The sequence below is a fragment of the Roseateles subflavus genome, from assembly GCF_030285365.1.
Classification (GTDB): domain Bacteria; phylum Pseudomonadota; class Gammaproteobacteria; order Burkholderiales; family Burkholderiaceae_C; genus Roseateles_B; species Roseateles_B subflavus.
In genome coordinates, this window is the sequence record NZ_JASVDS010000001.1 from 1,224,499 (window position 1) to 1,248,366 (window position 23,868).

21 protein-coding genes are annotated in these 23,868 nt (G+C 69.3%); 10 read left to right on the forward strand and 11 right to left on the reverse strand.

Annotated elements, in window-relative coordinates:
• Nucleotides 1-4 precede the first annotated feature (4 nt).
• Nucleotides 5-2,020 carry a M13 family metallopeptidase gene (locus QRD43_RS05505; RefSeq protein WP_285981465.1) on the forward strand — a complete coding sequence of 672 codons (2,016 nt, stop codon included), beginning with the start codon at nt 5-7 and terminating at the stop codon, nt 2,018-2,020.
• 198 nt (nt 2,021-2,218) lie between these two features.
• On the opposite strand, the gene QRD43_RS05510 is transcribed toward QRD43_RS05505, so the two are convergent.
• Complete coding sequence (locus QRD43_RS05510; protein ID WP_285981466.1) at nt 2,219-2,398, reverse strand: hypothetical protein; 180 nt, start codon at nt 2,396-2,398, stop codon at nt 2,219-2,221.
• Between the two features lie 174 nt (nt 2,399-2,572).
• On the reverse strand, nt 2,573-3,403 hold the full coding sequence (locus tag QRD43_RS05515) for an alpha/beta fold hydrolase (protein WP_285981467.1): 831 nt from the start codon (nt 3,401-3,403) through the stop codon (nt 2,573-2,575).
• 71 nt (nt 3,404-3,474) lie between these two features.
• Here QRD43_RS05515 and QRD43_RS05520 point away from each other — a divergent pair, with 71 nt between their 5' ends.
• Nucleotides 3,475-4,272, forward strand: a complete 798-nt coding sequence (locus QRD43_RS05520) for an enoyl-CoA hydratase-related protein (RefSeq protein WP_285981468.1) — start codon at nt 3,475-3,477, stop codon at nt 4,270-4,272.
• Nucleotides 4,269-5,798 (forward strand): 3-hydroxyacyl-CoA dehydrogenase, encoded by a 1,530-nt coding sequence (locus QRD43_RS05525; protein ID WP_285981469.1) that lies wholly within the window; start codon nt 4,269-4,271, stop codon nt 5,796-5,798. The genes QRD43_RS05520 and QRD43_RS05525 overlap by 4 nt, the downstream gene beginning before the upstream one ends.
• A gap of 63 nt (nt 5,799-5,861) precedes the next feature.
• Here the strand turns inward: QRD43_RS05525 and QRD43_RS05530 are convergent, their stop codons facing one another.
• Both QRD43_RS05530 and pcaF read right to left on the reverse strand, forming a co-directional pair.
• Entirely contained in the window at nt 5,862-6,701 is an 840-nt protein-coding gene (locus QRD43_RS05530; RefSeq protein WP_285981470.1) for an IclR family transcriptional regulator domain-containing protein, read from the reverse strand.
• Between the two features lie 479 nt (nt 6,702-7,180).
• Nucleotides 7,181-8,383 (reverse strand): 3-oxoadipyl-CoA thiolase, encoded by a 1,203-nt coding sequence (pcaF, locus tag QRD43_RS05535; RefSeq protein WP_285981471.1) that lies wholly within the window; start codon nt 8,381-8,383, stop codon nt 7,181-7,183.
• Between the two features lie 293 nt (nt 8,384-8,676).
• Here pcaF and QRD43_RS05540 point away from each other — a divergent pair, with 293 nt between their 5' ends.
• The 5 genes from QRD43_RS05540 to QRD43_RS05560 all read left to right on the forward strand — a co-directional run bounded on the left by QRD43_RS05540 (nt 8,677) and on the right by QRD43_RS05560 (nt 14,269).
• Nucleotides 8,677-9,954, forward strand: coding sequence for a cyclic di-GMP phosphodiesterase (locus QRD43_RS05540; RefSeq protein WP_285981472.1), 1,278 nt, complete (start codon nt 8,677-8,679; stop codon nt 9,952-9,954).
• Nucleotides 9,955-10,037: 83 nt separating this feature from the next.
• Complete coding sequence (locus QRD43_RS05545) at nt 10,038-12,110, forward strand: putative bifunctional diguanylate cyclase/phosphodiesterase (RefSeq protein ID WP_285981473.1); 2,073 nt, start codon at nt 10,038-10,040, stop codon at nt 12,108-12,110.
• An 84-nt stretch (nt 12,111-12,194) separates the two neighbouring features.
• Nucleotides 12,195-12,515 carry a DUF1840 domain-containing protein gene (locus tag QRD43_RS05550; protein WP_285981474.1) on the forward strand — a complete coding sequence of 107 codons (321 nt, stop codon included), beginning with the start codon at nt 12,195-12,197 and terminating at the stop codon, nt 12,513-12,515.
• A 6-nt stretch (nt 12,516-12,521) separates the two neighbouring features.
• Nucleotides 12,522-13,154: a histidine phosphatase family protein gene (locus QRD43_RS05555; RefSeq protein ID WP_285981475.1), complete on the forward strand. Its 633-nt coding sequence runs from the start codon at nt 12,522-12,524 to the stop codon at nt 13,152-13,154.
• A 200-nt stretch (nt 13,155-13,354) separates the two neighbouring features.
• The gene (locus tag QRD43_RS05560) at nt 13,355-14,269 is read left to right on the forward strand and encodes a porin (protein ID WP_285981547.1); all 915 of its coding nucleotides are present in this window, start codon (nt 13,355-13,357) and stop codon (nt 14,267-14,269) included.
• 160 nt (nt 14,270-14,429) lie between these two features.
• Here the strand turns inward: QRD43_RS05560 and ruvB are convergent, their stop codons facing one another.
• The 4 genes from ruvB to QRD43_RS05580 form a co-directional block, all read right to left on the reverse strand.
• Complete coding sequence (gene ruvB / locus QRD43_RS05565; protein ID WP_285981476.1) at nt 14,430-15,488, reverse strand: Holliday junction branch migration DNA helicase RuvB; 1,059 nt, start codon at nt 15,486-15,488, stop codon at nt 14,430-14,432.
• A gap of 28 nt (nt 15,489-15,516) precedes the next feature.
• Nucleotides 15,517-16,089: a Holliday junction branch migration protein RuvA gene (gene ruvA, locus QRD43_RS05570; protein WP_285981477.1), complete on the reverse strand. Its 573-nt coding sequence runs from the start codon at nt 16,087-16,089 to the stop codon at nt 15,517-15,519.
• Between the two features lie 45 nt (nt 16,090-16,134).
• Nucleotides 16,135-16,788: a response regulator gene (locus QRD43_RS05575; protein ID WP_183105436.1), complete on the reverse strand. Its 654-nt coding sequence runs from the start codon at nt 16,786-16,788 to the stop codon at nt 16,135-16,137.
• A gap of 110 nt (nt 16,789-16,898) precedes the next feature.
• Nucleotides 16,899-18,800 (reverse strand): sensor histidine kinase, encoded by a 1,902-nt coding sequence (locus QRD43_RS05580; protein ID WP_285981478.1) that lies wholly within the window; start codon nt 18,798-18,800, stop codon nt 16,899-16,901.
• A gap of 184 nt (nt 18,801-18,984) precedes the next feature.
• Here QRD43_RS05580 and QRD43_RS05585 point away from each other — a divergent pair, with 184 nt between their 5' ends.
• Both QRD43_RS05585 and ybeY read left to right on the forward strand, forming a co-directional pair.
• Nucleotides 18,985-20,031 (forward strand): PhoH family protein, encoded by a 1,047-nt coding sequence (locus QRD43_RS05585; RefSeq protein WP_285981479.1) that lies wholly within the window; start codon nt 18,985-18,987, stop codon nt 20,029-20,031.
• Nucleotides 20,028-20,471: an rRNA maturation RNase YbeY gene (gene ybeY / locus QRD43_RS05590; RefSeq protein ID WP_285981480.1), complete on the forward strand. Its 444-nt coding sequence runs from the start codon at nt 20,028-20,030 to the stop codon at nt 20,469-20,471. Before QRD43_RS05585 ends, ybeY begins: the two co-directional genes overlap by 4 nt.
• 17 nt (nt 20,472-20,488) lie before the next feature.
• Here ybeY and QRD43_RS05595 read toward each other — a convergent pair whose 3' ends face one another.
• The 3 genes from QRD43_RS05595 to lhpI all read right to left on the reverse strand — a co-directional run bounded on the left by QRD43_RS05595 (nt 20,489) and on the right by lhpI (nt 23,857).
• Nucleotides 20,489-21,583, reverse strand: a complete 1,095-nt coding sequence (locus QRD43_RS05595; protein ID WP_285981481.1) for a magnesium transporter CorA family protein — start codon at nt 21,581-21,583, stop codon at nt 20,489-20,491.
• Nucleotides 21,584-21,636: 53 nt separating this feature from the next.
• Complete coding sequence (hemB, locus tag QRD43_RS05600) at nt 21,637-22,641, reverse strand: porphobilinogen synthase (protein WP_285981482.1); 1,005 nt, start codon at nt 22,639-22,641, stop codon at nt 21,637-21,639.
• Nucleotides 22,642-22,906: 265 nt separating this feature from the next.
• Nucleotides 22,907-23,857 carry a bifunctional Delta(1)-pyrroline-2-carboxylate/Delta(1)-piperideine-2-carboxylate reductase gene (lhpI, locus tag QRD43_RS05605; RefSeq protein WP_285981483.1) on the reverse strand — a complete coding sequence of 317 codons (951 nt, stop codon included), beginning with the start codon at nt 23,855-23,857 and terminating at the stop codon, nt 22,907-22,909.
• Nucleotides 23,858-23,868: the final 11 nt, after the last annotated feature.

The window sequence follows — 23,868 nt, forward strand, 5'->3', positions numbered from 1 at the left end:
CTTCATGAAACGACTCCGCCTCGCCACCCTCGCGCTGCTCACGCAGCTGGCCTGCACCGCCATGGCCGACCCCTCCGCCGGCCTGCAGACGTCGGGCTATGACGCCCAGGTCCGCGTGCAGGACGACCTGTTCCGCGCCGTCAACGGTGGCTGGATCCAGTCCACCGAGATCCCCGCCGACAAGTCCCGCTTCGGCAGCTTCGAGCTGCTGCGCGACCAGTCCGACGCCCGCGTCAAGGCGCTGATCGACGAGCTCGCCGCCAAGCCGCAGCCCGCCGGCAGCAATGCCTTCAAGGTGGCCGCCTATTTCAAGAGCCACCTGGACGTCGACGCCATCGAGAAGGCCGGCCTCGCCCCGCTGCAGCCCACGCTGGACGAGATCGCCGGCATCGATTCGCCCAAGGCGCTGGCCCGCTGGTTCGGCGGCGCCCAGATGCGTTCGGTGGCGCCGATCCGCGTGTTCGTCGCCGCGGATGCCAAGAAGCCCACCGTCAATGGTGTGCGCATGTGGCAGAGCGGCCTGGGCATGCCCGACCGCGACTACTACCTGAAGAAGGACGATCCGCGCTTCGCCAAGGCCCGTGAGGCCTACAAGACCTACCTGGCCACGCTGGCCGGCCTGCTGGGCGAGAAGGACCCGGCCGCTGCCGCCGAGCGCGTGCTGGCGCTGGAGGAGAAGATCGCCGCGGTGCACTGGGACAAGGTCGAGAACCGCGATCCGGTCAAGACCTACAACCCCATGACCCCGGCCGAGATCGCCGCCCGTGCGCCCGGCATGGACTGGGACGCCTACTTCGCCGCCACCGGTCTGGGCAAGCTGGACAGCATCGCCGTCGCCCAGCCCAGCGCCATCGCGGCGCTGTCGGGCCTGATCGCCAGCGAGCCGCTGAAGGACTGGCAGCTCTACCTGCGCCTGCACGCCGTCTCGAGCAATGCCGACGTGCTGCCCAAGGCCGTGCGTGAGGCGCGCTTCGCCTTCTTCGGCCAGGCGCTGTCCGGCCAGAAGGCGGAGCTGCCGCGCTGGCAGAAGTCCATCGGCGAGGTGAACGGCGCGCTGGGCGAGGCCGTGGGCCAGCTGTACGTGGCCCGCCACTTCCCGCCGGAGGCCAAGGCCCGCATGGAGAAGCTGGTGGCCAATCTGCTGGCCGCCTACAAGGACTCCATCGACGGCCTGAGCTGGATGAGCCCGACCACCCGGGCCGCCGCGCAGGACAAGCTGTCCAAGTACGTGACCAAGATCGGCTACCCCGCCAAGTGGCGCGACTACAGCAGCCTGGAGGTGCGCGAGGGGGATGCCTTCGGCAACAGCCAGCGTGCCGCGCAGTTCGGCTGGAAGCGCATGATCGCCAAGGCCGGCAAGCCGGTGGACCGCAGCGAATGGGGCATGACGCCGCAGACCGTCAATGCCTACTACAGCCCGCTGTCCAACGAGATCGTGTTCCCGGCCGCCATCCTGCAGCCGCCGTTCTTCGACATGAACGCCGATGACGCCGTGAACTACGGCGCCATCGGTGCCGTGATCGGCCACGAGATCAGCCACGGCTTCGACGACAAGGGCAGCCAGTACGACGGCGACGGCGTGCTGCGCAACTGGTGGACGCCGGAGGACCGCAAGGCCTTCGAGGGCATCGCCGCCAAGCTCGTCGCGCAGTACGACAGCTACGAGCCCATTCCGGGCAAGCACGTGAACGGCAAGCTGACGCTGGGCGAGAACATCGCCGACCTGTCGGGCCTGCAGGTCGCCTACAAGGCCTACCTGCGCTCGCTGGGCGGCAAGCCCTCGGCCACGATCGGCGGTTACACCGGCGAGCAGCGCTTCTTCCTGGGCTGGGCGCAGTCCTGGCGCGAGAAGGCCCGCGAGGAGCGCATGCTGCAGCTGATCACGACCGATTCGCACTCGCCCGGCGAGTACCGCGCCAATGGCGCCGTGGTCAACCACGATGGCTTCCACCAGGCCTTCGGCACCAAGCAGGGCGACAAGATGTACAAGGCCGGCGAGGAGCGCATCCGGATCTGGTGACCGCAGCGGCGGCGCCCCCCGACGCTTCGGCGGCTCCGGCTGCCGTGGGTCCGCGAGGCCACCTTCGGGTGGCCTTTTTCATGGCCGGCGCAGCCAGCGGCGGGGGCGGGGCGCAAAAAAAAGCGCCCGGCGGGTGCCGGGCTCAAGGGAGGACTTACTCGGTTTTGGCCCGGGCCCGGGCCCGGGCCGGGGCAGGCATCAGGCCTGTGGGCCGGTCTCGGGCGTGGCCGCCTGGGCCAGGCTCATCGAGGGCAGCTGCAGGGCCGGCGCACCAAGGCAGGGCTGCTCACCGGTGGCATCGGCCTGGGCCAGCGTCAGGGACGCGGCGCTGGCGATGGCAAGCAGGGCAGTGAGCAGGGTCTTGGTGGCGGATTTCATGGTGTGTCTCTCCTGAAGTTCGGCGGGGTCTCCGGCTGGGCGGGCCTCATGGCCTTGTCGATGGAAGGAGTGTGCGCGCCACGGCCCCGCGCTTCCAGGCGCCTGCGACGAATTGACGCCGCGGCGACGTGAACGGTCGCTGGCGGCGATCGGCGTGCGGGACCGGGAGGTCGCTCAGGCCCGTCCGGGCAGCCAGTCCCGGACCCCGGCGATCAGGCGCTCCGGCTGGTCCTTGTGCGGGCTGTGGCCGCAGTCGGGCAGCGCGACGAGGCGCGTGTCGTCATGCAGCTCGGCGATGGCCTCGATCTGGCGCAGGCTGCCGTACTCGTCATGGACGCCCTGGACGGCCAGCACCGGGCAGGGCAGGCGCCCGCGCAGCAGCGACTCGATGTTCCAGGCCTCGAAGCCCGGACGCAGCCACGCGTCGTTCCAGCCGTAGAAGGCGGAGTCGGTGTCCGCATGATGGCGGGCCAGGGCCTTGCGCAGGGACTCGCCCTGCTCATAGGCGGTGCGGGCGGCCTGCAGGCCCAGCAGCGTGACGGGTTCGACGAACAGGTGCGGGGCCATGGCCACGAGACCCTGGACGTGGGCCGGGGCGTGCGCCGCATAGAGCAGGGCGAGGCTGGCGCCATCGCTGTGACCGAAGAGCAGCAGCGGGCGGTCGGCGAGCCCCAGCGCCGCGAAGCAGGCGGGCAGCAGGCCCCGGGCCTGGCGCTGGAGGTAGTCCTGCGGCCAGGGCTCGGTGCGTGGGGTGCTGTGGCCATAGCCCGGTCGGGAGAAGACCAGGCCCGGCATCTCCAGCGCCTCGCACAGCCGTGCGGGAAAGTCCCGCCACTGGCTCAGCGAGCCCAGGCCCTCATGCAGGAAGACGATCAGCGGCTGCTGCGGGTCCTGCACCGCGGCGGCGGGGCCCAGCCAGCAGGCCTCGATGCGCAGCGTCTGCCCATCCAGCATCACGGGCTGCTGGAAGATCTCGGGTGCGACAGGGCGCCTGGACGTGCTCATGCGCACATTGTGCGCCGCCGCAAGTGCCGGCGCGGGCTGCGATACTTCGATGCATTACAAGGAGTTTCACGGTGGAGACATTGCATATTGCGGTGGATGCCCGCGGCGTCGCGCGCGTCACCATGACCCGGCCGGAGGTGTTCAACGCCTTCAACGAGCAGATGATCGGCGAGCTGGACCAGGCTTTCGAGCGCCTGACGGCGGACCCCAAGGTGCGCGTCATCGTGCTGGCCGGTGCCGGCAAGGCCTTCAGCGCCGGGGCGGACATCCAGTGGATGCAGCGCGCCGCGCAATCCAGCCAGGAGTGGAATCTGCAGGATGCGCGCCGCTTTGCGGCCATGCTGTACCGCATCCAGTCCTGCCCCAAGCCCACCGTCGCCCGCGTGCAGGGCGTGGCGCTGGGCGGCGGCGTGGGGCTCACGGCGGCCTGCGACATCGCCGTGGCCAGCCATGACGCGAAGTTCGCGGTCAGCGAGGCGCGCTTCGGCATCCTGCCGGCCGTCATCGGCCCGTATGTGGTGAACGCCGTCGGCAGCCGCCAGGCCCGACGCCTCGCGCTCACCGGCAGCCGCATCCCCGCCAGCGAGGCCCTGGCGATGGGCCTCGTGCATGAGGTCGTGCCACTGGAAGCCCTGGACGAGGCGCTCGAGCGCTGGCTGCACGAGCTGCTGGCGAATGGCCCGCAGGCGCAGGGGGAGATCAAGCGGCTGCTCGGCCAGCTGGCCGTCGGGCCGGTGACGGAGGAGGTGCGCGAGCTCACCGCCCAGACCATCTCCCGTGTGCGGGTCGGTGACGAGGCGCGCGAGGGCTTCTCCGCCTTCATGGCGAAGCGTCCGGCGGCCTGGGTGCCGCAAGGAGAAGGCGCATGAGCGGCACTCCTCAGACATGGGCCGTGACGAGCCGGCCGGCCGCCGAGGCGCTGGTCGGCGTGGTCGGCGCCGGCGTGATGGGCGCGGGCATTGCCCAGGTGGCCGCCCAGGCCGGGCATCCGGTGCGGCTGATGGACGTCCGCGACGGCGCTGCCCAGGCGGCACACGGCCAGATTGCCAAGGCGCTGGACGGCCTGGTGACGAAGGGCCGCATGGAGGCCGCCGAGCGCGACGCGGTGCTCGCGCGCATCCGGCCGGCGTCGGCGCTGTCCGAGCTGGCCGACGCCGCGCTGGTCGTCGAGGTCATCGTCGAGAAGCTGGAGCCCAAGCAGGCCCTGCTGCGCGAACTGGATGCGCTGCTGGGGCCGGAGGCGCTCATCGCCTCCAACACCTCGTCCATCAGCATCACGGCGCTGGCCAATGGCCTGCAGCGTCCGGAGCGACTGGTGGGCATGCATTTCTTCAATCCCGTGCCGCTGATGAAGCTGGTGGAGGTGGTGTCCGGCGCGGAGACCCAGGCCTCCGTGGCCGAGGCCATCTACGAGCTCTCGCGCCGCTGGGGCAAGGCGTCGGTGCACGCGAAGTCGACGCCCGGCTTCATCGTCAACCGCATTGCCCGTCCGTACTACGCCGAGACGCTGGCCTTGCTGCTGGAGCAGGCGGGCACGCCGGCCCAGCTGGACCGGGCGCTGCGCTCGGTGGGCTTCCGCATGGGCCCCTGCGAGCTGATGGACCTGATCGGGCACGACACGAACTTCCTGGTCACCCAGTCCGTCTTCGAGGCGAACTTCGGCGACAAGCGCTATGTGCCGTCCCTGGTGCAGAAGGCGCTGGTCGACGGCGGGCGGCTGGGCCGCAAGGTAGGCAAGGGCTTCTATGACGGCGTGCCGGCCATGCCGGCGCCGGCCGAGCGATCCGGCGTCGCGGGCGGGGCGTCGTTCGTTCTGCATGGCGAGGGCGCGCTGGTCGAGGCGCTGGCGCAGGCGCTTGAGGCCGCCGGGGTGGCCTTCCAGCGTGGCAGCGGCGCGGGCTGGGCCGGCCTGGCGCTCGACGGCCTGCAGCTGCGCCTGAGCAGCGGCCGCTGTGCCGCGGAACTGGCGCAGCGCGACGGCGTGACCGAGCTGGCCGTGATCGACTGGCCCGTCAACGGCCCGCGCACCGAGGCACTGGCCATGGCCTTCGCACCGCGCTGCAGCGAGGCCGGCCGGACCGCCGCCCACCAGCTCTTCGCGGCCCTGGGCTGGACGCCGCTGGTGCTCCGCGATGCGCCGGGCCTCGTCGTCGCTCGCACGCTGGCCATGCTGGTGAATGAAGGCGCCGATGCGGTCTGGCAGGGCGTGTGTGATGAGGCGGCTGCCGATCAGGCCATGAAGCTGGGCGTCAACTACCCGGCCGGGCCTTTCGAGTGGCTGGCCCTGCTGGGCGCCGCCCGCGTGGTCGAGACCCTGGACGCGCTGTTCGAGGCCAGCCGCAGCGAGCGCTACCGCGTCAGCCCGCTGCTGAAGCACCGCGTCTGGGCCGGCTGATCGCTCGGGCCAGAAAGCAGAAAAGCCGCCCGAGGGCGGCTTTTTCTTTGGGGTGCTGCGCGTTCAGAGCAGCATGCGCAGGTGCTGCTGCGCCTGCAGCAGCGGGGGCAGGGCATGCTCCACCAGCTGCTCCATGCTCATGCGCGAGGCATGGATGGAGATGTTGAGGGCCGCCACCACGTCGCCCCGGTAGTTCTTGAGCGGCACGGCGAGGCTGCGCAGGCCGAGCTCCAGCTCCTGGTCCACGCTGGCATAGCCCAGGGCGCGGGCGCGGGCGACCTCGTTGCGCAGGCGGTCCGGATTCGTGATCGTGTGCGGCGTCACGGCTTCGAGCGTCTGGCGTGCAATCCAGGCGTCGGCATCCTCGGGGCTCAGGGCGGCCAGCAGGGCGCGGCCATTGGCCGAGCAGTAGGCGGGCACGCGGCCGCCGGATTGCAGATGCTGCGACAGCACGCGCCCGGCGCTCGTCGCGGCGATGCAGATCACGTCGTTGCCGTCCAGCACGCCGGCGGCGCTCGCCTCCTTGAGGGCGAACGCCAGCTTGTGCAGCTCAGGCTCGACGATGCGCGGCAGCCGGGCCGAATGCATGTAGCTCTGACCCAGACGCAGCACCTTGGGCGTCAGGGCGAACATCTTGCGGTCCTGCGAGACGAAGCCCAGGTAGCTCAGGGTCAGCAGGTAGCGGCGGGCGGCCGCGCGGGTCAGCCCGGTGCGGGCGGCCACCTCGCTGATGGTGAGGCGGGGACGCTCCTGGTCGAAGGCCTCGATCACGGCGAGACCCTTCTCCAGGCCGGCCACCAGGTCGCGCTTCAGCGGTGCCTGTGGTTCCTGGGAGACAGTCGTTGCCGGGCTGGCCGGAACTGCGACGGAGGCGAGATCATCAAGGGCGCGAGCTGCAGACATGGCATTCCAGGGTGCGAGAGCGCCCAAAAACGTCTGAGCGCGATCAAATCAGTCGCCGACTATAGAAGTCTGTCACTACAAATGGTGACGGCTTTGCAAGCATTGGGCGACGAACGCACATGAATGCACCATGTTGGTGAATTTTGGGCGCACTGATCTGACGGCCTGGTGCAGGTCGCTTTGAGCAGGCCCCGATCACCTTGTGGCACCGGGTGGCGGATCGACTCCCTGTCTTGCTTCTTCTGTTCGGCAAGTTGCAGGAGGGGCCAAGAACGTACGCATATGACTTTAGGCATATGTGTGATATATGGCCCCGGCGGCGGCCAGTATCACACGTTCCGGGGCCCGGTGATCGCGATGCGGGGCCGTCCAAAGGGGGAGGCGCCGAGGGGGTGCGCGGGCCGCTCGTTCGCATGCCGACCAGCATTGGCGGGGCCTGGGGCGGCCCTTCCCAGGGCGCCCCTTCTTTCATCACACCCTCACACCCGTTCCAGGATCAGCGCGATGCCCTGGCCGACGCCAATGCACATGGTGCACAGGGCGTAGCGGCCGCCGGTGCGCTGCAACTGGTTGGCGGCGGTCAGCGCCAGGCGGGCGCCGCTGGCCCCCAGCGGGTGCCCGAGGGCGATCGCGCCGCCGTTGGGATTCACGCGGGGATCGTCGTCCGGCAGCCCCAGCTGGCGCAGCACCGCCAGGCCTTGAGCTGCGAAGGCCTCGTTCAGCTCGATCACGTCCATCTGCTCGAGGCTCAGCCCGGCCCGGGCGAGCACGGCTTGCGTGGCCGGCGCCGGTCCGATGCCCATGATGCGTGGCGCCACGCCGGCCGTGGCCATGGCCACCACGCGGGCGCGGGGCGTCAGGCCGTGGCGCTGCGCGGCGGCCTCGCTGGCCAGCAGCAGGGCGACGGCGCCATCGTTGACGCCCGAGGCGTTGCCGGCGGTCACCGAACCGTCCGGCGTCACCACGCCCTTGAGCCGGGCCAGGGACTCCAGGCTGGTGTCGCGCGGGTGCTCGTCCTGCCGCACCCAGACGGCGTCGCCCTTCTTCTGCGGAATCTCGACCGGGCAGATCTCGGCGTCGAAGAAGCCGGCCTGCTGGGCGGCGAGGGTCTTCTTCTGGCTGGCCAGCGCCATGCGGTCCTGGGCCTCGCGCTCGATGCCGAACTCGCGCGCCACGTTTTCGGCCGTCTCGGGCATGGAGTCGACGCCGTACTGCGCCTTCATCAGCCGGTTGATGAAACGCCAGCCGATGGTCGTGTCATAGACGGCGTTCTGACGGGAGAAGGCGGCGTCGGCCTTGGGCATCACGAAGGGCGCACGGCTCATGCTCTCCACGCCGCCGGCGATCAGCAGGTCCGCCTCGCCAGCCTTGATGGCGCGTGCCGCGGAGCCCACGGCATCCAGCCCCGAGCCGCACAGGCGGTTCAGCGTCACGCCCGGCACCTCGATGGGCAGGCCGGCCAGCAGGCCAGCCATGCGGGCGACGTTGCGGTTGTCCTCGCCGGCCTGGTTGGCGCAGCCGTACAGCACATCCTCCACGGCCTGCCAGTCGAGGCCGGGATGCCGGGCCATGAGTGCCTTGAGGGGCAGGGCGCCGAGATCGTCCGCACGGAGGCCGGAGAGGGCGCCGCCGTAGCGGCCGAAGGGGGTGCGTTGTCCGTCGCAGATATAGGCAGTGCGCATGGGGTTCCTGAAGGGAGGCGCGACCCTTGCCCCTCGAGGAAAGAGGAGGGTCGGAAGGTGATTAGGAAATGGAAAGGATTGCAGTCAAGAAAGTTCTTTAGATGAACGAGGGTTCATTAAATGAACATGCTAGGGCCGTGCGATCTTTCCAGTCAAGGCGGTGGCTGATGCGTCAGATTCGGCAAAGAGGTGTTTCCATCCGTGTAAAGTTCCCTAGTGCATTGCTCAAGTTCTCCGAAGGGACGGCCGATGCATCGACAGAGCCGCCCGCGGAGGAATGGGCTAGGACAGGCATGAAGGACAACACAACAGATCCGCTGATTGACGTGGCACAGCTGAAGGTGGGGATGTTCATCCATCTCGACCTGGGCTGGATGTCGCATCCCTTCCCTTTGAGCAGCTTCAAGCTGAGCTCGGAAGATCAGCTGCTGGTGTTGCGCCGTCTGGGCCTCAAGCAGGTGCGCTGGAGCCCCGCCAAGAGCGAGCTGTCCGATGATGCGCCGCCGGTCCCCGCCCCTGCCTCGGAGCCGCTCAATCCCGAGCTCAGCCCGGAGCAGCAGCAGAAGGAGGCCCACCGCAAGGCGCTGGCCGCCCAGCGCGAGGCGCTCTCCCTCTGCGAGAAACAGTACGCCGAGGCGGCGGCGGCCTTCAAGGGCATCGTGGACCTGGTGCCCCGCGCCCCGGTCAACTCCCGTGACCAGTCCACGGCGCTGGTCAGTGCCTTGCTGGACAAGATGCTGGTGGAGGGCGACCTCAACATCCGCCTGCTCAACGAGGGGGCGGGCGACCGCGGCACCGCACATGCGCTGAATGTGTCGATCATCTCGCTGCTGCTGGGGCGTGCCTTCGGTCTTGGGCGCGACGAGATGATGGATCTCGGTGTCGGCGCACTGCTGCATGACATCGGCAAGCTCGACCTCCCGCCGCGCCTGCGCCACCGGGACGAGAGCTTCACCACCGCCGAAAGCCAGGTCTACCAGACCCACGTGGTCAAGGGCGTGGCCCTGGCCAAGCAGATGGACTTGGCGGCGGGCCCGCTGCTGGTGATCGCCCAGCACCATGAAAACGCCGACGGCACCGGCTTCCCACAGCGCATCAACGTGGACCGCATGAGCGCCGCCTCGCGCATCGTGGCGCTCGTGAACCGCTTTGACGGCCTGTGCAACCCGCTGCTCGTCTCCAAGGCCATGACGCCGCACGAGGCGCTCTCGCTGATGTTCGCGCAGGGGCGCAGCCGCTTCGACGCGACCATGCTCAACGCCTTCATCCGCATGATGGGCGTCTACCCGCCCGGCTCGACGGTGCAGCTGACCGACGACCGCTACGCGCTGGTCGTCGCGGTGAACTCCTCGCGACCGCTCAAGCCGCGGGTGATGGTGCATGACCCCAAGATCCCGCGCGACGAGGCGCTGGTGGTCAATCTGGAAGACCATCCCGACCTCGGCATCCGCCGCAGCCTCAAGCCCGGCGCGCTGCCGCGGGCCTCTCTCGACTACCTCAGCCCGCGCGCGCGCGTGGCCTATTTCTTCGAGTCCGTCGCCGCCTCGCCCATGGGAGAGGTGGCGGTGTGAAGCCGGTCCGGCACGCGCAGCAGGCAGCCTCGGCGAATCCCCCAGCGTCCAGTTCCCCGCCAGCCGCGCTCCCCGCGGCATGGGTGGCGCCCTGGGCCGGCCTGCTCGACGCGCTGCAGGAGGCGGTCTGGCTCGTGGACGCCCAGGACCTGACGCTCCTGGCGGCCAACGTGGCCTCTGAGCAGCTCCTGGGCCTGCCCGCCGCGGCACTGCAGGGGCAGCGCATCGAGTCGCTGTGCGTCACGCCCGAAGATCAGCTGTTCTGGAGCGACGTCGCCCAAGGCGCCCGCGAAGGGCTGCACACGGAGACGCTGCTGCGCCATGCCGACGGCCACACGCTGTGGGTGGACCGCCGCATCCGCCTGCTGCCCGGCGCCGCGCCAGACGAGCCGTCGGTGTGGGTGCTCAGCATGCGCGACCTCAGCGCCCAGCGGCGCAGCGAGGAGGAGCGCGAGACCCTGCTGGTGGACCTGCGCAGCACGCTGGAGTCCACCGTCGACGGCATCCTGGTGACGGACCTCGCCGGTCGCATCCGCAACTTCAATCAGCGCTTCGCGGCGATGTGGGGCATCCCGGAGGAGTTGCTGCAGCAGCGGGACGACGCTGCCGTGCAGGCGTGGATGCGTCGCAGCGTCTCGGATGGCGCCGCCTACGCCGCGCGCCTGAGTGCCTTGCTGGACGCGCCGCTGGCCCAGAGCAGCGAGGTGATCCGCCTCTTGGACGGCCGGGTGCTGGAGCGCGTGTCGCTGCCGCAGTGGAGCCGGCAGCGGCCGGTAGGCCGCGTGTTCTCCTTCCGTGATCTCAGTGACCAGCTGGCGGCGAGCCAGCGCATCGAGGAGCTGTCCCACACGGACATGTTGACGGGCCTGCCCAACCGTCGCGCACTGGCCGAGCGGGTCGAGTACGCCCGCGCCATCGCCAAGCGAGAGGCCTCGGGCTTTGCGATGCTCTTCGTCGATCTCGACCGCTTCAAGCAGATCAACGACACCCTGGGTCATGCCTTCGGCGACCGCGTCCTGAGAGAGGTCGCCCAGCGGCTGCGGGACTGCCTTCGCGAGGTGGACACCGTGGCCAAGCTCTCAGGCGACGAGTTTGCGCTGCTGATCCATGAAGCGGACGCCCGCGGGGCGGAGCACACGGCCCGGCGGGTGCTGGAGGCGATGACTCGGCCTTTCGGCTTCGACACCCTCAGCTTCACCGTCACCGCCAGCATCGGCATTGCGCTTTTCCCGGGCGACGGCGAGTCCCTGGATGAGCTCACCTCCAGTGCCGAGCGCGCCATGCAGGGCGTCAAGGACAGTGGCCGTGCCGGCTTCCGCTTCCACCAGCCGCGCAAGGACGTGGACCTGCTGGCCCGCATGCGCCTGGATCACGCCATGCGCCAGGCCTTGCTGGAGCGGCGCTTCCGCCTGCATTTCCAACCGCAGCTGGATCTGGCGAGCGGCCAGGTCATCGGCGCCGAAGCGCTGATCCGGTGGCGAGACCCGGTGCGTGGCGAGGTGCCGCCGGGTGAATTCATCCCCGTGGCGGAGGAGAGCGGCTTCATCGTCGCCATCGGGGACTGGGTCCTGCACGAGGCCGTGACCCAGGCGCAGGCCTGGGCACGCCAGGGGCGGCGACTGCCGGTGGCGGTGAACGTCTCGGCCCTGCAGTTCCAGCAGGCCCAGTTCGTGGACCGGGTGCGCCAGGTGCTGCAGACGGCCGGGCTGCCGCCGGCATTGCTGGAGCTGGAGCTGACCGAGTCCATCCTGCTCCGGGATGCCGACGAAGCCCTGCGCCGCCTCCAGGCGCTGGCCGAGCTGGGCGTGTGCCTGTCCATCGACGACTTTGGCACCGGCTATTCCAGCCTCGCCTATCTCAAGCGCTTCCCCATCCAGCGCCTGAAGATCGACCGCAGCTTCGTCCAGGGGCTGCCGGATGACGCCAGCGATGCGGGCATCGTTCGTGCCGTGGTCCAGGTCGGCCGGGCGCTGGGCCTGCAGGTCATCGCGGAAGGGGTGGAGAGCGAGGCGCAGCGGAGCTTCCTGCAGGAGGCTGGCTGCCACGAGTTCCAGGGCTATCTCTTCTCGGCCGCGCTCGACGCCGCCACGTTCGAGGCGCGGGTGTGGGGCGTGGAGCGCCCGCCCATGCGGCTGGTGCAGGGCGGCGCCGGCTGAGCCGGTCCGGAGCGCGGTCCACAATAGAGGCGGCAGGCCCGTGCGTGGCCTGCCATCCGTGTTCAGCTCTGCGCCGAGGTTTCCATGTTTCGATTCAAGTCCAAGGCCGCGGCCGATGTGATCTATATGCCTGATGCCGCCCAGCAGGTCCTGGCGGCCCTGGGTCGCGAGCCGGCCCGGGAAGGCATCATCGAGCTCGCCGATCTGCCGGCTGCCCAGCGGGCGCTGCTGGCCGCCGTCGAGGCGGACGAAGCGGCCTTTGCCGGCTTGGTCGCCGAAGCCGAGGCGCAGGGCGAGCCCGCGCCGCGCCGGCAGGGCGTCACGCTCAAGCAGCGGGTCTGGCCCCTGTTGGACATGCTGCGCCTGAGTGAGGCCGAGCGGGCCGACGTGATCTGGCAGGGCTGAGCCCCGATGGACGGACTGGACGACGTCACGCGCCTAGTGTGCGTGCGCCATGGGCAGACCGGCTGGAATGCCGAGGGCCGGCTGCAGGGGCAGCTGGACATCGCGCTCGATGCCACGGGCGAGGCCCAGGCCGAGGCGCTGGCCGGCGCGCTGCAGGACGAAAGCCTGGACCACGTCTTCTGCAGCGACCTGCAGCGCTGCCGCCAGACCCTGGCACCGCTGACCCGCCGCCGCCCGCTGCCCGTCGAGTGGCAGCCCGGCTTGCGCGAGCGCAGCTTCGGCGACTTCCAGGGCCTGACCTGGGCCGAGCTCAGCGAGCGGGATCCGGAGGCCGCCCGGCGCTGGAAGCTGCGGGAGCCCGACTTTGCCGCGCCCGGTGGTGAATCGCTGCGGATCTTCAGTGAGCGTGTGCTGGCTGCCGTGCAGGCGCTGGCGGCCCGCCATGCGGGCCAGAGCCTCCTGCTCGTCACCCATGGCGGCGTGCTGGACTGTCTCTACCGGGCTGCCCTGGGCCTGGACCTGCAGGCGCCGCGCAGCTGGCGCCTCGGCAATGCCGCCATCAACCGGCTGATGGTCTCCGGCGGGCAGCTGCATCTGGTGGGATGGGCGGACGAAAGCCATCTCCCGGTGGCGTCCTGAGCCCACCTCGGGCCCTGCTTTGACGCTGATGCCCGGGGTAGACGACAAAAAGCGCCTTGCCCCCCTGCAAAAAGTGACTGTTGCAAATTCACGTCGCCGGGGCTTCGGTCAAACCCTAGGCCTCCTATACTCCCGCCACATTCCGCGTGACAAGACCGGGTGTTTCAGCCCGGCACAACCTCAACCTACAAAGGCAAATGATGAAGAAGATCGCTCTCGTCGCTGCTCTGGCCGCTGTGTCGGCTTCGGCTTTCGCACAAAGCTCCGTGACCCTGTGGGGCCGCGCCAACGTGACCGTTGAAAGCCAAAAGATCGGCACCGCCGACCGCAAGGTGGTCGTGCAGGACAACCGTTCGCGCCTGGGCGTGAAGGGCCAGGAAGACCTGGGTGGCGGCCTGAAGGTCAGCTTCGCTCTGGAACACGGCCTGGACATCGACACCGGCAAGCAAACCGGCGGCGCCTTCTGGAACCGTGAATCGTCCGTGCAACTGAGCGGCGCTTTCGGTGCCATCCGTCTGGGTAACTGGACCAACGGTTCGTACTTCGCCACCGCTGACTACGTCAGCATGCACAACCACGACACCGGCACCTCCGACGACAAGCTGTACTCGGGCGCTGGCTGGACCTCCGCCAACAAGGTGGGCTACTTCACCCCGAACATCGACGGCTTCACCGCTGAAATCACGATGCACGCTGGTGAAGGCGCCGACAAGCGCGCTTTCGACCTGTCGGCCAACTACGACCAAGGTCCTCTGCACCTGGGCGCTGGCTACAGCAAGCAAGGCGATGCCAAGCAGTACGCTGGCCGCGCTCTGTACGAGCTGGGCGAGTTCACCGTCGGTGGCTACGTGCAACGTGAAGACGTCAACGGCGAAACCCGCAACATCTGGCGTCTGGCCGGTATGTACACCATGGGCGCTTCCGAGTTCCACGTGAACTACGGCGACGCTGGCCGCAGCGCTGTCGGCGCCAAGGCCAACCAGCTGACCCTGGGCTACAACTACAACCTGAGCAAGCGCACCAAGGTGTACGGCTTCTTCACGAAGCTGGACAACAAGGACAACAACGCTGGCGACCTGAACAGCCTGGCTGTCGGTATCCGTCACAACTTCTAATCCCTCGGGATCAGAATGTGCAAAAGGCGACCTTCGGGTCGCCTTTTTTCATGGGTGCATGCCATTGGGTGCATGCCATTGGGTGCATGCCATTGGGTGCATGCCATTGGCAGTGGAGCGGGCGGCACGCTGAAGTGCCGGGCCACCTGCCGGTCAGCCGCTACTCGTCAAACAGCCCCGCCGAACTCTTCGGCGGCGCGACGCCGAGGTGCCGGAATGCCGCGAGCGTTGCAATGCGCCCGCGCGGCGTGCGCTGCAGAAAGCCCTGCTGGATCAGGTAGGGCTCGATGACGTCCTCGATGGTGTCGCGCTCCTCGCCGATGGCGGCCGCGACGTTGTCCAGGCCGACGGGGCCGCCGTCGAAACGGTGCACCACGGCCTCCAGCAGCTTTCTGTCCATGAGGTCGAAGCCCTGGGGGTCGACGTCCAGCATGGCCAGGGCCTTGTCGGCCATCAGCTTGGTGATGCGGCCGTCGCCCTTCACCTCGGCGTAGTCGCGCACGCGGCGCAGCAGGCGGTTGGCGATGCGGGGCGTGCCGCGCGACCGCCGCGCGATCTCCAGGGCGCCCTCCGCCGCGATGGGCGCGTTCATGAGCCCGGCCGAGCGTGTCACGATGCGCTGGAGCTCTTCAGGTGTGTAGAACTCCAGCCGCGCCACGATGCCGAAGCGGTCCCGCAGCGGATTGGTCAGCATGCCGGCGCGGGTGGTGGCGCCGACGAGGGTGAAGGGCTGCAGGTCCAGCTTGATCGAGCGGGCGGCCGGGCCCTCGCCGATCATGATGTCGATCTGGTAGTCCTCCAGCGCCGGGTACAGGATCTCCTCGACCACCGGCGAGAGGCGGTGGATCTCGTCGATGAAGAGCACATCGTTCTTCTCGAGATTGGTCAGGATGGCGGCCAGGTCCTTGGGCTTCTCGAGCACGGGACCCGAGGTCTGGCGGAGATTGACGCCCAGTTCGGCGGCGATGATGTGCGATAGCGTCGTCTTGCCGAGGCCCGGTGGGCCGAAGAGCAGTACGTGGTCCAGGGCCTCCTCGCGCTTGCGGGCGGCGCCGATGAAGATCTCCAGCTGCTCGCGCGCCTTCGCCTGACCCACGTACTCGTCCAGCAGCTTGGGGCGCAGCGCGCGCTCCAGCGCCTCCTCGTTCGGGTTGCCGGGTGCCGCGCTGATCACGCGGGTGGGCGGCTGGGGGGCGAAGTCGTCGGTCTGGATCGGCATGGCGGGGCGGGGCGCAGGAGGGGCGGGGTCAGCGGTTCAGGGACTTCAGCGCGAGCTTGATGCCCTCGCTCACCCCCACGTCGGCCGGCAGCTGCTTGAGGGCGGCGGCGGCTTCCTTGTCGCTGTAGCCCAGGGCCTGCAGGGCCTGGAGGATGTCCGCCTGACTGTCGTTGGCCACGCTGGCAGGCAGCGCGAGATCGGGACCCAGCTTGCCCTTGAGCTCCAGCAGCAGGCGCTCGGCCGTCTTCTTGCCGATGCCCGGCACCTTCACGAGGCGGCCGGCCTCCTGCAGGCTCACGGCCTGAGCCAGGTCGCCCACGCTGAGGCCGGACAGGATGGACAGCGCCGTGCGCGGGCCCACGCCGCTGATCTTGATGAGCTGGCGGAAGGTGGCGCGCTCCTCGGCACTCAGGAAGCCGAAGAGGATCTGGGCGTCCTCGCGCACCACGAAGTGCGTCAGCAGGCTCACCCGCTCGCCCAGGCCGGGGAGGTTGTAGAAGGTGCTCATCGGCACGTCGACTTCATAGCCGACGCCTTGCACATCGATGAGCACGAGCGGGGGCGATTTTTCCGCGAGGACGCCGGTGAGCCTTCCAATCATCGGGCGATTATCGGGGGCTTCCGGGCCGGGCGGCCCGCCGCGGCATCAGTTCCGGCCGAACAGGCCCAGGCGCTGCGCCTCGAGCGCCGCTTCCGCCCGCGAGGAGACGTTGAGCTTGCGGTAGATCTGCTTCACGTAGTCCGCGATGGTGTGGCGCGACAGGCCCAGCTGCACGCCGATCTCCGGCAGCGTGAAGCCCTTGGCCACGCGCAGCAGCACCTCGGTCTCGCGCTCGGTCAGCGAGACCTCGATCAGCTGCGGCGAGGCCTGCGGGCGGCGCTGCGAGTTGAAGTGCGCGATCACCTTGCGGGCGATGGAGGGCGACAGCGGCGGCTCGCCCTGGCTGATGCGCTGCAGCTGCTCGACCAGCAGCTCGCGCGCCTGCTCCTTCAGCAGGTAGCCGAAGGCGCCGGCCTGCAGGGCGGGGAAGATGTGCTCGTCGTCATCGTGGATGGTCACGATCACCGATTGCACCTCCGGCTGCTTCTCGCGCAGCGCCGCGACCACGTCCACGCCGGAGCCGTCGGGCAGACCGAGGTCCAGCAGGGCCAGGGTGAAACGCTGACTGTTGATGTGCTGCAGGGCGTCCTGCACGCGGGAGCACTCGGTGATCACGGCATTGGTGAAGACCTGGCTCACCAGGGTCTTGAGCCAGGCGCGGATTTCCGGGATGTCTTCGAGCAGCAGGATGTTGTTCATGGTGTGGTCTTGGTATGGGCGGGCCCGGAGGGGCCCACGGCCTGGCGATCAGGCAACAGTATGCCTTTTGATGCAGTGGCGCCAGTCCCGGCCAGACCCTGAGTCGCAGATCACAGCGGAATCGTCAGGCGGATGATGGTGCCCAGGCCCTGCCCGGACTCGACCAGGCATTGCCCCTGCATCTGCTTGGCGCGGGCCTTCATGCTGGCCATGCCGTGGCCCTTGTCCAGGCGGCCGTCCAGCTCCATGGGGATGCCCTGGCCGTTGTCCTGGATGACCACCTGGAAATCGCCGCCCTGCACATTGCAGCTCACCGTGCAATGCGTCGCGCCGCTGTGCTTGATGATGTTGCTCACGGACTCCCGCAGGATGCGCGTGGTCTGCACATAGGCGCGCGCCGGCAGCGTGTGCTCCACGTCCTCGGCAGGAGACTTCCATTCGGCGTTGATGTTGGCCTGGCCCAGGCGGGAGACGAGCTCGGCGCGCCAGTCCCCCAGGGCGTCGAGCAGGTGCACGGGCTTGCCGGTGAGGCCGCGCACCGAGAGCCGCATCTCCTCCAGCGCCTCGCGGGCCAGCGTCGAGATGCGGTCGGACTCGCTGGTGTGGACGATGGTCAGCAGCTTGGCGCCGAGGTCATCGTGCAGGTCGGCGGCGATGCGCTTGCGCTCGCGTTCGGTGACCTGCTCCAGCTTCTGCTCGGCCATCTGCGCGTAGCTGCGCTCGATCTCGGCCAGCTTCTCGGCCATGCGCTGCTCCAGCTGCACGTGCTTGTGCTCGGCCACCTTGCGGGCACGCGCCACACAGACCGTGGCGTGCAGGCCCAGTCCCATCATGAGCAGCGGCACCGTCAGCGGCGTCAGCGGCACCCACATCGGCAGCTGCAGCTGGGACAGCATCAGCTCGAGCAGGACGGCCGCGATGGACAGGCCCAGCAGCGTGCACACCATGGTGAAGTCCCGCCGCTGCACGGTGCTGTCCAGCGGCCGGGCCTGGATGGCCTGCCAGCGCAGCCAGAGATGGAAGGCCATGCCGGCGACCAGCTCGGCGGCCAGCAGCGCCGTCCAGACGCTGGCCACGGTGAAGTGATGCAGCGGCCCGGCGACGACGAGGCTCAGCGGCACCAGGGCGCACTGCGCCAGCAGGAGGGCGTTGAGCCGGGCATGGCGCCAGCCCATCTCCCGCAGGAAGAACTGCAGCGAGAACAGCGTGATGGCGGGCAGGCAGGTCGACAGCCCGATCTCGAGCCAGTGGCGCGGCAGGGGCAGCGCACCGATCCAGAAGCGCGTGGACAGCAGCACCCAGCTGAGCATCAGGCCCGACAGGAACAGCAGGTGCCGCTCGCGCCGGTACAGGATGGCGAGTACGCCGGTGGTGACGGCCATCATCACCAGCATGGCGTTCAGCGCCTGGGGCAGGCTCTGGCGCCAGAAAGTGGCGCGGGCATGGCGCTGGCTCAGGGCCTCCAGGGGGCCGATCTCGACGGCACTCAGGCGCGCGCTGCGCTGGCTGGAGTTGAGCTGCTGACGGCTGTAGCCGGCCAGCTGCAGGTCGAGCAGGTTGCCCTGCGGACGCAGCAGCTCGGGAGGCAGGGGGACGAGCAGCGGCTGGAAGCAGTGGTCCGTGATGGGATCGACCATGCGGCCCCGGGTCAGCAGGCTGATGCCGTTGAAGCGCACCTGCACATTGCTGCAGGCCTGGGCGATGTAGGCGGCCAGCGGGCCGGCGGGCTGGGTGAAGGGGGCATCGAAGGCCAGGCGGTACCACAGCGGATGTGCCGCGAACTCCGACGGGGCTTCCGGACGGCTCTGATGCCAGTCATGCGGCAGCGCCTGCAGGGAGAGCGCCGCCTGCTCGGGAAACTGCGGCTCCGAGCCCACGGCCACCAGGGCCTGCTGCAGGAGGAGGTTCTGCGACTGCGCCTGGGCCGGGAACGGCAGCAGCCCGGGCACGAGGCTCAGCAGGGCGACGCCCACCAGAAGGGGAAGTCGCAGGAGAAGGGAAGGGATGCTCATGGATGGTGGGCGTGCGGGCCGGACTCGGCCGGGCCTGATTGTGCCGAACGTCGTGCCGAACGTCTGGGGATAGCCTGCCGCGCGTCCATCCCCATCTGCCACAGCGCCGGAGGGCGGCGAGCGCCTGGCCGCCGCGCCCGGCGACAATACCCGCCTGACTTCCGACCGCGACAAAGGTCCCGCCTTGATACTGCGCCACGTTTTTACCCCCGCCGACAACAAACGTCTCTCCCATCTGTGCGGGGGGCTCGACGACCATCTCCGTCAGGTGGAGGCTGCCCTGGATGTGCGCATCACGCGCCGCGGCGAGGCCTTCCGCATCGAGGGGCACAAGGCGGCGGCCGAGCAGGCGCTGCAGCTGCTGCAGAGCCTCTACGACAACGCCCGCAAGCCGATCGCCCCGGAGCATCTGCAGCTGGCCATCCTCGAGGCGGCCCAGCAGCTTGCCGAGGCACTGGGCGCGCGCAAGCCGCGCAAGGCCGCGGCGGTGGATGAGACGGCGGCCGTGCCCGACTCCCAGGGCGTGGTGCTGCGCACGCGCCGCGCCGACCTGGCCGGCCGCACGCCCAACCAGCACAGCTACCTGCGCCACATCCTCAACCACGACATCACCTTCGGCCTCGGCCCTGCCGGCACCGGCAAGACCTTCCTGGCGGTGGCCTGTGCCGTGGACGCGCTGGAGCGCTCGCAGGTGCAGCGCATCATCCTGACCCGCCCCGCGGTCGAGGCCGGCGAGCGCCTCGGATTCCTGCCGGGCGACCTCACGCAGAAGGTGGATCCCTATCTCAGACCGCTGTACGACGCGCTCTACGACCTCATGGGCTTCGATCGCGTCAGCAAGGCCTTCGAGAAGGGCCAGCTCGAGATCGCCCCGCTGGCCTTCATGCGCGGTCGCACGCTGAACCACGCCTTCGTGATCCTCGACGAGGCCCAGAACACCACCCCCGAGCAGATGAAGATGTTCCTCACCCGCATCGGCTTCGGCAGCAAGTGCGTGGTGACCGGCGACACGAGCCAGATCGACCTGCCCAAGGGCACGCTCAGCGGCCTCATGGATGCCGAGCGTGTGCTGAAGAAGGTGCGCGGCATCGCCATGACGCACTTCACCTCGGCCGACGTCGTGCGACACCCGCTGGTGGCCCGCATCGTCGAGGCCTACGAGGCCCGCACCAAGGCTGAACAGAAGAAGCAGGCGCCCGCCGGTGGCGCCCCGCACGGAGCCCGCGCATGAGCCGTCCTGACCTGAGCCTGTCCCTGCAGTTCGCCGACCCGCGCCATCGTGCGCAGCTGCCGCGTCACAAGGTGCAGCGCTGGATCCGCGCGGCGCTCGAGCTGCCCGGCGAGATCGCCGTGCGCATCGTCGACGCCGACGAGGGCCGCCAGCTCAACCACGAGTTCCGCGGCAAGGACTACGCGACCAATGTGCTCACCTTCGACTACAGCCACGAGCCGGTGGTCGGCGCGGACCTGGTGATCTGCGCCGAGGTGGTCGAGCGCGAGGCGAAGGAAATGGGCATCGACCTCGTGGCGCACTACGCCCACATGCTGGTGCACGGCACCCTGCATGCACAGGGCTACGACCACGAGGAGGACGACGAGGCCGAGGCCATGGAATCGCGGGAAACCGAGATCCTCCTGGCGCTGGGCTTCGCCGACCCCTACCGGCGCTGACGGCGTGTGCGGGCGCCTCAGCTCTTGCTGCTGAGGTAGCGCTTGCGCCAGAAGAACAGGCCCAGGCCGAGCCCCACACCCAGCATCAGGCTCAGTGCCACCCAGAAGCCGGTGGCCTTGTGGATCAGCGGCAGGCTGTCGAAGTTCATGCCGAAGATGCCGGTGATCAGGTTCAGCGGCAGGAAGATGGCGGTGAGCACCGTCAGCGTCCGCATGATGTTGTTGGTGCGGTGGCCGAGCGCGGAGAAGTGCATCTGCACCGCCGACTCGGCCGAGCTCTCCAGCCGGCGCACGTGGCTCAGCACGCGCTCCACATGCTCCAGCACGTCACGCGAGCGCACACGCAGCAGCTCGCGCTCGCGGTCGGCCCGGGCGTCCTGCGCCGGCGGCCATTCCGCGAGGGCATCGAGCCATTCCTGGACCGCGCTGCGCTGGTCTTCGCAGACGTCTTCCAGCCGGGTCAGCGTGTCCCGCGCTGTCAGCAGGGCGGGCCATTCGCGGAAGTTGCTGTGCGGGTCGAAGAGCTGGCGCTGCAGACCCGTCAGCTGGCGCGTCAGCAGGCGGCGCAGGTCCAGGTAGCTGTCGACCATGTGGTTGAGCATGCGCAGCATCAGGTCCGCCGGGCTGGTCGGCAGGCGATTGCCGCCACGCAGGTCACGGCCCTCGTGCATCTGGCCGAGGCGCGTGGCGAAGAAGTCCCGCACCTGGCAATCGCCGGGATGCACGCTCAGCAGCACGCGATCGAACACCGCGAAGCCCACGGGGCTGGTGTCGATGGACTGGAGCGAGCGCTCGATGGCCTCGGCGGACACGGGCGCATCCTCATCCGGTGCTTCCGTGCCCGGCACGGTGGCGAGGCGGCGGAAGACCATGAGGTCGTACCACGAGGTGTAGTCGAAGTGCGAGGGCAGCTGCACGTTGAGCAGATCCGAGACGTGCAGGTCCACCAGGGGCGCACCGCACCAGCGCTGCAGCGCGAGCTGCAGCTCGAGGCTGCGCAGGCTGAATTCCTCGCGGCTGAGGCCGACCCACAGATAGCCGGTGTCGGGCAGGTCCTGGGGGAGCTGGGCGAGCTCGCTGAGCTGCTCGCCGCTGAGCAGGAACAGGCGCATTCAGCGCCCCCCGCCGGACGGCGGAGCCGGGCGGGCGGCCGGCACGGCGAGCCTCATTTCTTCAGCAGGCGGGCTGCCTCGAGCGCGAAATAGCTGAGGATGCCATCGGCGCCGGCGCGCTTGAAGGCCAGCAGCGATTCCATCATCACGACGTCATGCGCCAGCCAGCCGTTCATGGCGGCCGCCTTGAGCATCGCGTACTCGCCGCTCACCTGGTAGGCGAAGGTGGGCACGCGGAACTCGTCCTTCACGCGCCGCACCACATCGAGGTAAGGCATGCCGGGCTTCACCATCACCATGTCGGCGCCTTCGGCCAGGTCCATCGCGACCTCGCGCAGGGCCTCGTCGCTGTTGCCCGGGTCGACGTAGTAGGTGTTCTTGTCGGCCTTGCCCAGGGCGCTCTTGGAGCCCACGGCATCGCGGAAGGGGCCGTAGAAGCCGCTGGCGTACTTGACGCTGTAGGCCATGATCCGCGTGTGGATGTGACCGGACGCCTCCAGCGCATCGCGGATGGCGCCGATGCGGCCATCCATCATGTCGCTCGGGCCGACCATGTCCGTGCCTGCCTCGGCCTGCGTCAAGGCCTGGCGCACCAGCAGCTCGACCGTCGAGTCGTTGATGAGGTAGCCGGTCTCGTCGGGCAGGCCGTCCTGCCCGTGGCTCGTGTAGGGGTCCAGGGCGACGTCGGTCAGCACGCCCAGCTGCGGGAACCGCGACTTCAGCGCCCGCACGGCCCGCGGGATCAGGCCCTGCGGATTGAAGGCCTCGGCACCGTCGAGTGTCTTGAGGTGGGGCTCGATGGCCGGGAAGAGCGCGATCACCGGGATGCCCAGGGACACCGCCTCCTCCGCCGTGCGCAGCAGGTGCTCGATGGGCAGGCGCGACACGCCGGGCATGGAGTCGATCGGGTGGGGCTCGCTGCCTTCGTGCACGAACACCGGCAGGATCAGGTCCGAGGCATCCAGGCGGGACTCGCGAACCAGGGAGCGGGTGAAGGGATCGCGGCGAAGGCGACGCGGACGTGCCGCGGGGAAGGGGGCGCTGAGGGTGCGGGACAAGGCAGGCTCTCCGGACAAACCCCCTCGATCTAGGGGTTTGGTTGTGGGGCCGTCAAAAACGTGCAGTTCTACGCAGTGACCCGTAGAGACGGCCCGATGGCGGCTCTGTTAAACTGGTTTTCGAATGATAGCCGCAAGGCGTCGTTCCCTGCTTTTCCTCCCTGAGCAGGAGCCTTAGCGTGATGACAGCGATAAGGCTTTCTCGCCCCAGCCCATTGGCTGGGGCTTTTTTTTGGCCCTGCCGGAATAGCCCCGGGGGAGCGGCTCAGGGCTCCAGCAGCCCCAGGCGTGTCAGCACCCGCTGGGCGCACAGCAGATCGGCGAGCGCCGTGCCGACCGACTTGAACAGCGTGACGTCGCCAGGCGCGCGCTGCGGCGGATGCGGCAGACGGCAGAGGTCCGCCAGCTCGCCGAGGATGTGATCCAAGTCAACAAGGCCCTGCTGCAGTGGGAGGATCAGCTCGCCGGCCTCCCCCAGGGCATTGGCGCGGCTGTCCACATAGACCCGGGCGCGCTGCACGAGCGCGGCGTCGCATTCGCGCTGATCGGGCCGGTGGTTGCCCAGCAGGTCCACATGGCATCCCGGCGGCACAAGCTCGCCGAACACCAGGGGCTCGCCGGCGCCCGTGGCCGCCACGATGAGATCGGCGGATGGCTGTGCTGCTGCGAGGTCCACGGCCACCGCGAGGGCGGCCGGAACGCCGAGGGACCGCAGCGTCTCGACGCGCGCCGCGGCCTGCGCCGGGCGGCGGCCCCAGATCCGCACCTCCTCCAAGGGGCGGACCGCGAGATGGGCCTGGACCAGCGGGCAGGCCAGCTCGCCGGTGCCCAGCAGGAGCAGCCGGCGGGCGTCGGGGCGTGACAGCAGCCGCGAGGCGAGCGCCGAGACGGCCGCCGTGCGCCAGCGGGTGATGCTGCGCCCCTCCAGCTGGGCCAGGGGCCGGCCATCGCGCCGATCGAAGACCAGTACCTGGGCATGCAGCACCGGCTCGCCCTGTGCCGCGTTGCCGGGCAGGTAGGTGAAGGCCTTGAGCCCGATCAGCCGCTCGGTCCAGGCCGGCAGCAGGCCCAGGCAGTCGGCGCTGCGCGAGGGCGACAGTGCCAGCAGCTGCCGGGCGGGCATCTCGAACGGTGCCGCAAAGCCAGCGGCCAGGGCGTCGATCAAGGCGGGAAAGTCCAGGGCGGCATCGACCTGCTCGGCGCTGATCACGTGCATGGGGGCGTGGC

Bases quoted from the DNA above. Each gene is read 5' to 3' on its own strand.
- QRD43_RS05575 (WP_183105436.1), bottom strand. From the start codon at position 16,788: ATGAACAACATCCTGCTGCTCGAAGACATCCCGGAAATCCGCGCCTGG.
- pcaF (WP_285981471.1), bottom strand. From the start codon at position 8,383: ATGCGCACTGCCTATATCTGCGACGGACAACGCACCCCCTTCGGCCGC.
- QRD43_RS05525 (WP_285981469.1), top strand. From the start codon at position 4,269: ATGAGCGGCACTCCTCAGACATGGGCCGTGACGAGCCGGCCGGCCGCC.
- QRD43_RS05580 (WP_285981478.1), bottom strand. From the start codon at position 18,800: ATGAGCATCCCTTCCCTTCTCCTGCGACTTCCCCTTCTGGTGGGCGTC.
- QRD43_RS05595 (WP_285981481.1), bottom strand. From the start codon at position 21,583: ATGCGCCTGTTCCTGCTCAGCGGCGAGCAGCTCAGCGAGCTCGCCCAG.
- ruvB (WP_285981476.1), bottom strand. From the start codon at position 15,488: ATGCCGATCCAGACCGACGACTTCGCCCCCCAGCCGCCCACCCGCGTG.
- QRD43_RS05550 (WP_285981474.1), top strand. From the start codon at position 12,195: ATGTTTCGATTCAAGTCCAAGGCCGCGGCCGATGTGATCTATATGCCT.
- QRD43_RS05530 (WP_285981470.1), bottom strand. From the start codon at position 6,701: ATGTCTGCAGCTCGCGCCCTTGATGATCTCGCCTCCGTCGCAGTTCCG.
- QRD43_RS05505 (WP_285981465.1), top strand. From the start codon at position 5: ATGAAACGACTCCGCCTCGCCACCCTCGCGCTGCTCACGCAGCTGGCC.
- QRD43_RS05555 (WP_285981475.1), top strand. From the start codon at position 12,522: ATGGACGGACTGGACGACGTCACGCGCCTAGTGTGCGTGCGCCATGGG.
- QRD43_RS05510 (WP_285981466.1), bottom strand. From the start codon at position 2,398: ATGAAATCCGCCACCAAGACCCTGCTCACTGCCCTGCTTGCCATCGCC.
- lhpI (WP_285981483.1), bottom strand. From the start codon at position 23,857: ATGCACGTGATCAGCGCCGAGCAGGTCGATGCCGCCCTGGACTTTCCC.
- ruvA (WP_285981477.1), bottom strand. From the start codon at position 16,089: ATGATTGGAAGGCTCACCGGCGTCCTCGCGGAAAAATCGCCCCCGCTC.
- QRD43_RS05540 (WP_285981472.1), top strand. From the start codon at position 8,677: ATGAAGGACAACACAACAGATCCGCTGATTGACGTGGCACAGCTGAAG.
- QRD43_RS05560 (WP_285981547.1), top strand. From the start codon at position 13,355: ATGAAGAAGATCGCTCTCGTCGCTGCTCTGGCCGCTGTGTCGGCTTCG.
- ybeY (WP_285981480.1), top strand. From the start codon at position 20,028: ATGAGCCGTCCTGACCTGAGCCTGTCCCTGCAGTTCGCCGACCCGCGC.
- QRD43_RS05515 (WP_285981467.1), bottom strand. From the start codon at position 3,403: ATGAGCACGTCCAGGCGCCCTGTCGCACCCGAGATCTTCCAGCAGCCC.